The sequence below is a fragment of the Streptacidiphilus sp. PB12-B1b genome (assembly GCF_014084125.1).
GTDB lineage: Bacteria > Actinomycetota > Actinomycetes > Streptomycetales > Streptomycetaceae > Streptacidiphilus.
Genome location: NZ_CP048405.1, coordinates 4,675,331 through 4,687,520, shown reverse-complemented (window position 1 = coordinate 4,687,520; position 12,190 = coordinate 4,675,331). Strand labels below are relative to the sequence as shown.

Annotated in this window: 8 protein-coding genes; 5 read left to right on the top strand and 3 right to left on the bottom strand. The window is 72.9% G+C overall.

All coding sequences use genetic code 11. The features are described from left to right. Window positions 1-48: 48 nt before the first annotated feature. Window positions 49-1,083 (bottom strand): LacI family DNA-binding transcriptional regulator, encoded by a 1,035-nt coding sequence (locus GXW83_RS20760; RefSeq protein WP_182444519.1) that lies wholly within the window; start codon window positions 1,081-1,083, stop codon window positions 49-51. A 321-nt stretch (window positions 1,084-1,404) separates the two neighbouring features. Here GXW83_RS20760 and GXW83_RS20755 point away from each other — a divergent pair, with 321 nt between their 5' ends. Continuing rightward, entirely contained in the window at window positions 1,405-3,102 is a 1,698-nt protein-coding gene (locus GXW83_RS20755; RefSeq protein WP_182444518.1) for a beta-1,3-glucanase family protein, read from the top strand. A 67-nt stretch (window positions 3,103-3,169) separates the two neighbouring features. Here the strand turns inward: GXW83_RS20755 and GXW83_RS34280 are convergent, their stop codons facing one another. Then, complete coding sequence (locus GXW83_RS34280; RefSeq protein ID WP_370466744.1) at window positions 3,170-4,675, bottom strand: SpoIIE family protein phosphatase; 1,506 nt, start codon at window positions 4,673-4,675, stop codon at window positions 3,170-3,172. Window positions 4,676-5,260: 585 nt separating this feature from the next. On the opposite strand from GXW83_RS34280, the gene GXW83_RS20745 reads away from it, so the two are divergent. The 4 genes from GXW83_RS20745 (at window position 5,261) to GXW83_RS20730 (ending at window position 10,365) form a co-directional block, all read left to right on the top strand. Then, complete coding sequence (locus GXW83_RS20745) at window positions 5,261-6,970, top strand: glycoside hydrolase family 27 protein (RefSeq protein ID WP_182444516.1); 1,710 nt, start codon at window positions 5,261-5,263, stop codon at window positions 6,968-6,970. A gap of 147 nt (window positions 6,971-7,117) precedes the next feature. Next, entirely contained in the window at window positions 7,118-7,765 is a 648-nt protein-coding gene (locus GXW83_RS20740; protein ID WP_182444515.1) for a hypothetical protein, read from the top strand. A gap of 166 nt (window positions 7,766-7,931) precedes the next feature. Next, window positions 7,932-9,179 carry a class I SAM-dependent methyltransferase gene (locus tag GXW83_RS20735; protein WP_182444514.1) on the top strand — a complete coding sequence of 416 codons (1,248 nt, stop codon included), beginning with the start codon at window positions 7,932-7,934 and terminating at the stop codon, window positions 9,177-9,179. A 40-nt stretch (window positions 9,180-9,219) separates the two neighbouring features. Beyond that, window positions 9,220-10,365 carry a nucleotide disphospho-sugar-binding domain-containing protein gene (locus GXW83_RS20730; protein ID WP_182444513.1) on the top strand — a complete coding sequence of 382 codons (1,146 nt, stop codon included), beginning with the start codon at window positions 9,220-9,222 and terminating at the stop codon, window positions 10,363-10,365. Between the two features lie 35 nt (window positions 10,366-10,400). On the opposite strand, the gene GXW83_RS35100 is transcribed toward GXW83_RS20730, so the two are convergent. Next, complete coding sequence (locus tag GXW83_RS35100) at window positions 10,401-11,888, bottom strand: CoA transferase (RefSeq protein WP_182444512.1); 1,488 nt, start codon at window positions 11,886-11,888, stop codon at window positions 10,401-10,403. Between the last annotated feature and the right edge of the window lie 302 nt (window positions 11,889-12,190).

The following is a 12,190-nucleotide window of genomic DNA, read 5'->3' as shown; positions in this document are numbered from 1 at the left end:
TTGTCCTCGGCGGCCCAAGCTACTACACGGGTACGACAACCGCCCGGGTCAGCTTCGGGGCCGGGCGCAGGAGCCGCGGATGACCAGTCCGGCCGGGACGGTGCGCGGCGGCACCGGCCGCGTCGCGCCCGAGGCCGCGCCCGCCACCAGGTCGAGCAGCAGGTGGACGGCGGCGCTGCCGAGCCGGAGCGGATCCTGGGCGACGGTGGTGAGCGCGGGCCGGACCAGGCTCGCCGCCTCGATGTTGTCGAAGCCGACGACGGCCATCTGCCGGGGCACGTCGATGCCGAGGTCGGCGAAGGCGTGCAGCGCGCCGATGGCCATCTCGTCCCCGGCGGCGAACACGCCGGTGGGCCGGTGCGGCAGGGCGGCCAGCCGCCGACCGGCCGCGTAGCCGCTGTCCAGGAAGAAGTCGCCGGGCTGCACGTAGCCGGGGGGCAGCCGCAGGCCCAACTCCTGTGCGGCGTCCTGGAAACCGGCGAGCCGGGCGGCGGCGGGCATCATCTGCGGCGGGCCGGTGATGGTGGCGATCCGGCGGTGGCCGAGGGCGTACAGGTGGCGGACGGCCTCGGCCGCGCCGCTGCGGTTGTCGGAGGTGACGTAAGAGGAGCGCGGGCCGGTCAGCGGGGTGTCGAAGGCGACGCAGGGCAGCCCGGAGCCGGTCAGCGCCCGGACCGCGGGCAGCTCCGGGTCCATGCCCATCATGATCACGCCGTCCAGCTGGTGCTGCCGTGCGGTCTCGGCGTAGAGCTGCTCGTCCCGGTCCTGGCCGCCGATGTTGAGCAGCAGCAGGTGGCGGCCGCTCTCGCCGAGCGCCCGCTTGATGCCGGTCATCAGGTCCTGCAGGAAGGGGTGGCGGTGGCCGCCGGTCTCGTAGCCGGTGTCCCAGAGCAGGCCGACGGTGTCCGACCGGCCGCGCACCAGGGCCCGGGCGGACTGGCTGGGCTGGTAGCCGAGGCGGCGGGCGGCGGCCCAGATCTGGGCCCGGGTGGCGGCGCTGACCTCGGGGTGGCCGTTCAGGGCGCGGGAGACCGTTGCGACCGACACCCCGCACTCACGGGCGAGGTCCCGGATGCCTGCCATGACTGCCGCCCTTCTCGTCGGTTACGGACCGCGCCCATCACATCACGCGCTGGCCGGGGCCGGGCGCAGCCGGTTCCGGTTCACCCCCGGCCGACGGTTGACGCTTCCATGATCAGCAAAGATACTCGCTACCACGGCTTCCGGAAACGTTTCCGGAAACCCCGGCCGCGCACCGTGCCGTGCCCGTGCCCGCCGCACCGCGCCCGCGCCCTCCCCGCCCCCCACGCGGGCCACGGCGCGGCGCGCCCACCCCTGCCGTCCGGCCCCGCCCCCACCCGGAAACCCCCACCCAGCACCTGACGACCCGAAGGACGACCGCCCATGCTCTCCCGCAGGAAGTTCGTCGCCGCATCCGCCGCAGCCCTGGCCGCACCCGCCGTCATCGCCACCGTGGTGTCGCGGGCGTCGGCCAACACCGGCACCACCCTCAGCATCGACCTGAAGAACACCACCGGCTCGGACACGGTCTACGCCTACGTCACCGGCAACGCGCTGGACCAGGGCAGCGCGCTGATGCTGCTCCAGGCCGACGGACGGACTCCCTACTACCCGTCCTCGCCGAGCAGCACCGGCAGCCCGCTGACGGTGAACTGCGCCATACCGCTGGGGCCGTCCGGATCCGGCCCGACCCGGATCACCGTCCCGCACATCGGCGGCGGACGCATCTGGTTCTCCGTCGGCGCGCCGATCACCTTCCTGCTCAACCCCGGCCCGGCCCTGGTCGAGCCGTCGGTGACCAACCCGTCCGACCCGAACATCCACACCCTGTGGGACTTCTGCGAGTTCACCTTCAGCAGCGCCGAGCTGTACGCCAACATCAGCTTCGTCGACTTCGTCTCGCTGCCCATCGGCCTGCAGCTGACCAGCTCCGACGGCTCCCAGTCCGCGCCCGGCCTGCCCGCGGGCGGCCTGGACACCGTGTGCGCCGCGCTCAACGCCCAGGCCGCGGCGGACGGCCAGGGCTGGAACCAGCTGGTGGTCACCTCCGGCTCGAAGAACCTGCGGGCGCTCAGCCCCACCAACGGCATCATCAACAACCCCTCGCTGCTCTCCGGCTACTTCGACGGATACCTCGAGCAGGTCTGGCAGAAGTACACCGGCAGCCCGCTGACCATCGACACCCAGGCGTCCTGGGGCAAGGTCACCGGCCAGGTCAGCGGCGGCGTGCTGAACTTCCCCGGGATCGGCTCCTTCGGCAAGCCGTCCAGCGCGGACGTCTTCAGCTGCGACACCGGACCGTTCAACGTCTCCGGCTCCGAGATGGGCGCGATCGCCGCCCGGCTGAGCGCCGCCATCAACCGCACGACCCTGCTGATCGACAGCGACCAGCCCGACGGCGAGAACCCCGCGCAGTACTACACCTATCCGCAGACCAACCACTACGCCCGCATCCTGCACGCGGTCAGCCTGGACGGGCGCGGCTACGCCTTCCCCTACGACGACGTCCAGCCCGACGGCGGCGTCGACCAGTCGGGCGCGGTCGTCGACGGCAACCCGACGCTGCTCACCATCACCGTGGGCCCGGCCAACGGCGGATCGACCACCCCGCCGACCGCGCCGCCGACGTCCGGCCCAACGGCCACGCCGACCCCCACCGGCGGCACGGTCAGCGCCTACGGCACCATCCAGGCCGAGTCGTACAGCAGCCAGTCGGGCACCAGCACCGAGACCACCACCGACAGCGGCGGCGGGAAGGACGTCGGCTCGATCGGCAACGGCGACTGGCTCGGCTACGCCGGGGTGGACTTCGGCAGCACCGGCGCGACCCAGTTCCAGGCCAGGGTGGCCTCCGGGGCGGCGGCCGGGGTCAGCGGCCTGGTCCAGGTGCGGCTCGACTCGGTCACCGGGCCGGTGCTGGGCAGCTTCGCGGTGGGCAGCACCGGCGGCTGGCAGAGCTGGAGCACCGTCCCGGCCAACATCAGCAGGGCGACCGGGGTGCACACGGTCTACCTGACCTTCAGCAGCGGCCAGCCGGCCGACTTCGTGAACGTCAACTGGTTCACCTTCAAGACCAGTTGACCGCACTGACCGCAGCAGCGGCAGGAGGCGCGGCCCCGTCGGCCCCGGCGGGGCCGTTCGCTTGCGGTCAGGCCGCCGCCGAGGGAACCGCCTCGGGGGCGGCGGGGGCGCGGGCCGCCCGGGCGGCGGGCAGCGCCTGTTCCAGCCAGATGGTCTTGCCCGCGCCGCTGTAGCGCGTGCCCCAGCGGTCCGCGATCCGGCTGACCAGGTACAGGCCGCGACCGCCCTCGTCCATCAGCTGGGCGTGGTGCAGGTGCGGGGAGGTGCTGCTGCCGTCGGAGACCTCGCAGATCAGCGCCCGGTCCCGGATCAGCCGCAGCGCTATCGGCGCGGAGGCGTAGCGGATGGCGTTGGTGACCAGCTCGCTCACGGCCAACTCGGTGGGGAACACCTGCTCGTCCAGGCCCCAGGCGCTCAGCTGGCGGCCGACGGCCGCGCGGGCCTCGCCCACTGACCGCGGGTCCGCCGGGTACTGCCAGGCGGCGATCTCGGTGTCGGCCACGGCGCGGGTGCGGGCCAGCAGCAGGGCGACGTCGTCGTCGGCACGGTGCCGGGCGTCGGCGCAGATCCGGTCGCAGATCTCGTCCAGCGGGTGGCCGCCGGGGGTGAGCGCCTCGGCCAGGCGGCCGAGTGCGTCGTCGGCGTGGCGGCGGCGCAGGTCCAGCAGGCCGTCGGTGTAGAGCGCGATGACGGTGCCCTCGGGGAGGGTGAGCTCGGTGCTCTCGAACGGCATGCCGCCCACGCCGAGCGGCGGGTGCTCCGGGAGCTGCGGGAACTCGACGCTGCCGTCGGGCCGGACGAAGGCGGGCGGCGTGTGGCCCGCCGCGGCCATGCTGCAGACCCGGGAGACGGGATCGTAGACCAGGTAGAGGCAGGTGGCGCCGGGCTCGCGGTCCTTCTCGCGGTCGCCGAGGCGGACCACCAGGTCGTCCATCCGGGAGAGCAGCTCGTCCGGGGCGAGGTCCAGGTCGGCGAGGGTGTGCACGGCGGTGCGCAACCGGCCCATCGTGGCGGCGGCGTGGATGCCGTGGCCTGTGACGTCCCCGATGACCAGGGCCACCCGGGCGCCGGACAGCTGGATCACGTCGAACCAGTCCCCGCCGACGCCGGCCTTGGTGTCCGCGGGGACGTAGCGGTAGCAGACCTCGACCGCGCTGGTCTGCGGCAGCTCCTGCGGCAGCAGTCCGTGCTGCAGGCTCAGGGCCAGGTGCCGGCTGTGCGCCAGCAGCCGCTCCCGCACCCGGGCCTGGGCCAGCAGCAGGCCGACGCAGGCGACGACCACGATGAAGGCCAGCTTGAGCAGCCAGACGGTGGTGCCGGTCTCGGCCAGCTCGTGGCGCAGGGCCAGATAGGTGGTCACGGTCAGGGTGCCGACCACCGCCGTGCCGTGGACGCCGTGGACGGCGGCGGCGAGCAGCGGGATGACGGCCAGCACCAGGCTGTAGTGGCCGGTGGGGTTGGCGATGACCAGGCCGACGGCGGACACCAGGAGGAGCAGGGTCGGTAGCGCCCGCTGCAGGAAGCTATAGGGGTTGTCGCGCACGGAGGACAGCGCTTGCGAAGCGATATCCATACTGTATGGCTCACTTTCGGTGTCCGGGCCACCGAACCGCGTACCCGTCCGGCTCCCACCTGCGGCGAGTCCGCGGGGGAGAAGCGGCCGAGACTGTCGCCGATTCCATCGACGTGCGCTGCTGAGCGCAGGATGGCGGCGGCCCGAGTGCCGACGTGACGCACGCGCGTGGCTCCGACCGAAGGAGTCCGCGGTGCCCACCCCCAGAGCATACTCCCGGGCTGCTTTCAGCCAAGGGGGAGATTTTCGGCCGGTCGGTGCGGGAATTCCGGTGTAGGGGACACCTGGTGTGCGCCGACCGGTGCGGTGCGGGCGGGCGCCGCGGGCCCGACCGGCTCCGACGGTCCCCGTTCCGGCGTGTCGGCCGTCCTGCGCCCCGCCTGCATGAATGCTCATTACTGCGTGATCAAGTCCAACATTGCGCAAGTTTACTCAATAGAACCCCTTGTTCGCTCAGTCCTGCGCATCTATTGTCTGGCAGGTCCACTGCTGTCCCGTTCTGCGCGCCGACCCGCGCGCCTGTTGTGCGTGCGCCGCCTCCTGTCCGCCCACTCTCCTTCTTCGCAGGTCGAGAGGAACCCCACGATGTCTTCCGTACGTGATCGGGGCAGAGCGCGGCTGCGGCCGCTGGTCACCGCGGCCTCCGCCGCCGCACTGACGCTGGCCGTGGTCGCCGGGGGCGCCGCAGCCGCGCCCGCCGCCTCGGCCTCCACCACCGCCACCTCGGGCGACGGCGCGCAACTGGCGCTGACCCCGCCGATGGGCTGGAACGACTGGGCGCACTACCAGTGCGGCTACAACGAAGCCACCATCCTGCAGAACGCGCAGGCGCTGGTCTCCTCCGGGCTGGCCGCCAAGGGCTACAACACCGTCACCATCGACGACTGCTGGATGGAGACCGGCCGCGACTCCTCCGGCAAGCTGGTGGCCAACCCCACCCTCTTCCCGGACGGCATGGCCTACGTCGGCGCGCAACTGCACGCCATGGGCCTGAAGTTCGGCATCTACGAGGACGCCGGGACGAGCACCTGCGGCGGCTACGCGGGCAGTTGGAACCACTGGACGCAGGACGCGGACCTGTTCGCCTCCTGGGGCGTGGACTACGTCAAGCTCGACGGCTGCAACCTGCCGACCGTCAGCGGGCAGACCGAGGAGCAGACCTACCAGTCCGCCTACGCGCAGATGTCGCAGGCGATGAAGGCGTCCGGCCGCGACATGGTCTTCTCCGAGTCGGCCCCGGCCTACTTCCAGGGCACCACCGACTGGGACACCGTGCTCGGCTGGGTCGGCCAGTACGGCCAGCTGTGGCGCGAGGGCTCCGACATCCAGACCTACGACTCCTCCTCGCCGAGCACCAGCCGCTGGAACAGCGTGCTGAACAACTACGGCTACAACAACCCCATCCACCGCTACGAGAGCCCGGGCAACTGGAACGACCCGGACTTCCTGATCGCCGGGGACTCCGGGCTGACCGCCGCCGAGTCGCAGAGCCAGATCGCGCTGTGGGCCATGATGGGCTCGCCGATGATCATGAGCGACAACGTCAGCAGCCTGTCCGCCGCCTCGATTGCCGCCCTCGGCAACACCGGGGTCATCGCCGTGGACCAGGACGCGCTCGGCTCGCCCGGCTACGTCGTCTCGCAGAACGGCTCGCTGGACGTGCTGACCAGGCCGCTCGCCAACGGCGACCGCGCCGTGGCCATCCTCAACCGGGGCAGCTCCGCCGTCACCGCCTCCACCAGCGCCGCCGCCGTCGGCTTCACCGGCGGCTCCGGCTGCAGCTACTCCGCGACGGACCTGTGGGCCGGGACCACCAGCAGCACCAGCGGAACCATCACCGCGCAGATCCCCGCCCACGGCACCGCCATCTACCGGCTGAAGCCCGGCGCCGGCTGCGGCGCGACCACCGACCTCGGCCAGATCACCGGCGCCGGCGGCCAGTGCGTGGACGACTCCGGCAGCGGCACCGCCAACGGCAACCCGATCATCCTGTACGGCTGCACCGGCAACGCCAACCAGCAGTGGACGCTGCCGGGCGACGGCACCGTGCGGGTCCTGGGCAAGTGCCTGGACGTCCCCGGTGCGGCCACCGCGTCCGGCACCGACGTGGACCTCAGCAGCTGCACCGGCTCGGCCGGGCAGCAGTGGACCTACGCCCAGAGCGGCACCCTGACCAACCCGCACTCCGGCTACTGCCTGGACGCCACCGGCGGCAGCGATGCCGACGGCACCCGGCTGGAGATCTGGCCCTGCGGCGCCAACCAGGCCAACCAGACCTGGTCGCTGCCGCAGTAGGCGGGTGGGGCCGCACCGGCCCCACCCCCACCGGGGCCACCGCGCCCGAGCGTCCCCGGGTCCGCGTCCCAGCGCGGGCCCGGGGACGCCGGGCCCGTTCCCGGCCGCCCCGGCAGAACCGAACCGTCCCGCAAGGAGAGCACCACCGTGAGCATCGCCGAACGCGCCGTCGCCGCACACCGGGTCGCGCAGCAGCACCTCGACTACCAGGCGACCGCGGCCGACGCCGACGCCGACATCGCCCGCGTCGTCGGGCAGTTGGCGGAGCTGCTGGGCGTCGGACCGCACCGGGTGCGCCCGGACCGCACCCGGGCCCGCCGCTCGCTGCCGCTGGAACCGCTGACCCTGCACGCCACCGACCCGGACGACCCGCTGCGCCGCTACACCTTCACCTACCTGGACCCGTTCTACGACGACGAGTCGTTCTTCCTGCTCGAACCCTGCCCGCTCTGCGCCGCCCCGGTGCCGCTGGCCGAGATCCGCACCCTGGCCGACCTGGGCGCCTTCCTCGCCGCGGGCCCCGAGCCTCTGCCCGGCGACGGCGGCACGCCGCCGGACAGCTACCCCGACGCCTTCGACCAGCACCCCGCGCACACGGCGGCCTGCGCCTACCGCGAGTCGCAGCGGGTCGGGCTGATGCGGCGCGGGCACTGCGCCGAGGCCCTGGACCTGGACGGCCCGCAGGCCGGTCGCGTCCGCAGGCAGCCGGTGGCCGAACGGGTGGAGATACCGCTCGAACAGCGGTTCCCATGGATCACCGGGGCCGGGCTGATGGTGCTGCCCACGCGCGCCTGAACGGCACCGGAAATAGAACTGACGTTCCGTCAAAATCCTTGCCCGGATGTCGCGTCCGGGGCGATCGGAACGCTATGCCGGAAACCCATGATGGCCGGACGTGGTGAGTGCTGCGCGTATTCGGGCGCGGCGCAGGGCCGCTCTCGTTCCTCCGAAGGGAACCGTCATGGCCAAGGGGAATTCCGGACTCAACGCACCCTGCTGCCGGGTCTGCGACGGACGTCTGCGCGTGTGCGTGGACTTCGGGTCGCAGGCCCTCGCCAACGCCCTGGTGGCACCCGGCGACGACCGGCGAGAGGAGTTCCTCTACCGGCTGGCGCTCGGCATGTGCGAGAACTGCACGCTGGTGCAGCTCGTCGAAGAGGTGCCCCGGGGCCTGATGTTCCGGGACGACTACCCCTTCTACTCCTCCGGATCCGCCGTCATGGCAGGCCACTTCGCGGCCGTGGCCCGGCGGTTCCTCGAACGGGAGCTGACCGGCCCGGACGCCTTCGTGGTCGAGATCGGCTCCAACGACGGCATCATGCTGGACACCGTCCGCGCGGCCGGGGTCAGGCACCTCGGCGTGGACCCCTCCCGGCGGGTGTGCGAGGTGGCGGCCGCCAAGGGGGTCCGCCACCTCAACGACTTCTTCGAGAAGTCCAGCGCCGTGGAGATCGCGGCCGCCGAGGGCCAGGCGGACGTCATCTTCTCCGCCAACACCTTCTCCCACCTGCCCTACCTGGACTCGGTGTTCGAGGGCATCACCGCCCTGCTCAAGCCCGACGGCGTGTTCGTGTTCGAGGACCCGTACCTGGGCGACATCATGGAGCGCACGTCGTTCGACCAGATCTACGACGAGCACTTCTACTTCTTCACCGCCCGCTCCGCCCGCGCCATGGCCCGCCGCTACGGCTTCGAACTGGTCGACGTGGAACACCTCGGGGTGCACGGCGGGGAGGTCCGCTACACCCTCACCTTCGCCGGGAGCCGCCGACCGGGCCCCGCCGTCGCGGAGATGATCGCCGCCGAGGAGGCCGCCGGGCTGCACCGGCCCGAGGTGCTGGCCCAGTTCGAGCGGCGCATGCAGCGCACCCGGGACGAACTCCTCACCCTGCTGCGGACATTGCGCGACCAGGGCCGGACCGTGATGGCCTACGGCGCCACCGGCAAGAGCACCACCGTCGCCAACTACTGCGGCATCGGACCGGACCTGGTCTCCTGCGTGATCGACAACACCCCCGCCAAACAAGGCATGTTGACCCCGGGGACGCACATCCCGATCCGCTCCCCGCAGGTCTTCCGGGAGGCGTACCCGGACTACGCGCTGCTGTTCGCCTGGAACCACGCCGAGGAGATCATGGCGAAGGAGCGCGGCTTCACGGAGTCGGGCGGGCAGTGGATCCTCTACATCCCGCAGGTCCACCTCGTCTGACCCGCCGCCCACGCCCGTCCCCACCCCCCTGGAGGTCCTGATGCGGGTCCTGTTCACCGGTGCTCCGGCCGTCGGACACCTGTTCCCGATGGTCCCACTGGCCTGGGCGCTGCGCGGCGCCGGCCACGACGTGCTGTTCGCCTCGTACAACGGCGCCGAACCGATCACCCGGGCCGGCCTGCCGCTGGTCAACATCGCCCCCGAGCTCGACGCCCCGCACGAACTGCTGGCCGTCGCCGGGGCCCGCCGCCCCGAGCTGCTGCAACGCGTCACCGACAGCGCCACCGCGGACCGGGACGCCTTCGTCCGCCTGTACGCGCACGTCAACGACCTGGTGGCGGACAGTCTGGTGGAGCACGGCCGGGAGTGGCAGGCCGAGCTGGTGGTCTTCGAACCGCTGGCGACGGCCGGGGTGGTCGCGGCAGCAGCCCTGGGTGTCCCGGCCGTCCAGCACAACCTCGGCTTCGGACGGAACTCCGCGCTGCGCGCCACCATGCTCGAGGAGCTCTCCGCGGCCTTCGCCCGGCACGGCGCCGCCGCCCCCGCCGCCGCCGACGTCCCGGTCCTCGACATCGCCCCGCCGAGCACGGTCACCGCCACCGACGGGCGACTGCTGCGGCCGGTCTCCTTCAGCGGCGGCGGCACGCTGCCGCCGTGGCTGCGGCAGCGGCCGGACCGGCCCCGGGTCGCGGTCACGCTGGGCACCTTCCTGCCGCACCTGCTGGACGCCGACCACTTCCGTCCGGTGGTCGAGGCGATGAGCAAGGTCGACGCGGAGTTCGTCCTCGCCCAGGGCAACACCGACCTGGCCCAGCTCGGCGAGCTGCCACCGAACGTCCGGGCCGTCGGCGGCTCGGACTGGCTGCCCTGGAACGCCCTGCTGCGCACCTGCGCGGCCTCGGTGCACCACGGCGGCTCGGGCAGCTCGCTGGCGTCCATGGAGGCGGGCCTGCCGCAGCTGGTGCTGCCCAGCGTCTCGGAGAGCGGCACCAACGCCGACGCCGTGGCCGGCCGGGGCGTGGGCCTGCGCAGCAGCTATGCCGAGGTCAGCGCCGAGCTGCTGGAGCACGTCCTCTTCGACGCGGCGATGCGGGCTGCCGCCGCCGAGGTGAGGGAGGAGATCGCGGGCATGCCGACCCCGGCCGAGCTGGTCCCGTACCTGGCCGCCCTTGCCGCCACGGCCTGAGTGGCGGCCGGGCGCCCCGGCGCCGGGGCCGGCGGTCAGTCCCGGGGCAGCCACTCGGCCGGGCAGGAGCCGCGCGGCAGCAGCACCTGGCGGTAGGCGCCCGGCGTCTGCGACATCCGCACCTGGTCGGTCACCCCCTGGTACACACCCAGCGGCGTGCGCGCGGTGAACGTCTCCGGGTCCGGGTAGGCGTGGTCGCCGCCGCTGCCCGCGACGCCGTGGGCGTACTCCCGGTCGAACAGGCCCAGGCCGATGATCCACAACGCGGCCCGGGTCAGCGACACGTGCACTCGGTAGCTGCCGCCCTCGACCGCCCGGCGCCGCAGCGCCTGCACGATCCCCGCGGTGAGCAGCCAGGCGACGATGTAGTCGTTCACCACCATCGTCGGCGGCAGCCCGGGCAGGCCTTCCGCGCCCTCCAGCAGCATCATCCCGGTCAGGCAGCCGGCGGTCTGGTCGAAGCCGATGCGGTCGGCCCACGGCCCGGTCTCACCGTTGAGCGACACCGTGGCGTGCACGATGCCGGGCCGGACGTCGGCCGCCGCCTGCGCGGACAGGCCGATCCGGTCCAGGTAGCCGGGCCGCCGGTTGGCGAAGAACACGTCGGCCCCGCCGAGCAGCTCGCGCAGCCGGCCCGACTCCTCGGCCCCGGTCGGGTCCAGCAGCGCGGAACGCAGGCCGACGTTGGCGCTGATGTAGGTGACGTCGTGCTCCAGCTCGTCCGGCCGCCACAGGTTGAGCACGTCCGCGCCGTGCAGCGCCAGCGCCCGCCCGGCGCCCGCCCCGGCGATCACATGGCCCATGCCGAGGGCGCGTATGCCGTCCAGCGGCGCCGCCGCCCCCGGCCGGAACGGCTCCGGCTCGCTGTCGCCGATCCGGACCACCTCCACCAGCGGCAGCCCGGCCAGCACCTCGCGGTAGTGGTCCTCGGCGAGTAACTCCTCGGTGGTGCGCAGCATCGGCAGCACCACCCCGGCCGCTGCCGCCGCCTGCTCCAGCTCCGCCGCCTTCCAGCGGCCGATGGCCCGCGCCACCGCGCCCGTCTCGTCCGGCACCCCGAGCAGGGTCTGCGCGGCCACCTTGAGTTTGGGATAGGCGTTGAACGGCATCACCCAGCGGTCGTCACCGGTGCGGTGGTACATGAACGTCAGCGCCAGGCTGGGATTGGACGCCGAACCGGCCGGGTAGCCGCCGAGCAGCTCCCACTTGCGCTCGTAGAACGGGCACAGCCGGTGCGGCGCCACCCGCAGGTCCATCCCGACGTCCTGGCCCGGGCCGCCGCGCTGCTGCCACAGGGCGGCCACGGCCACGGACTTGGCCACCAGCGCGATCCCGGCCGCCGCGCCCAGCCGGAGCACGCTGGGGACGATCGGGTCCGCGCCGCGGAAGGTGACCGAGCCCCCGCAGTCCTGCGGCCGCAGGCCGATGCCGGACAGCACCCCGGCCAGCTCGGCGTGCGGGTCGAAACCGCCGTCGCCGGTCGCCCGGTGCGCGAGCGCGGCGGTGAGTCGTTCGGTGAGCATCACGCGAGTCCTCCTGGGACGTGGTGTGCACGGGCCCGCGGCCGCGCGGTCCAGCGTCACCCGTCGAAAGCCTGCGGACAGGCAGGAGGCAGCGCATGCCGTCGGGATGTCGGTCTCTCCTCGGTTGTCGAGTCTCGGCCGCCGCCGTAGCGCCTCGGTATCGTCGCCGTCACACGGTCGGACCAGTGCCGGTGCGCACGGCCCGGCAACTGCCGCCACCGATGCGCGCCGACGGCCCGGCGGCCCGCTCCGGGTGCGGGGCGACGGCCGCGCGTGCACCCTGGAGTAACCGACCGGAGTGG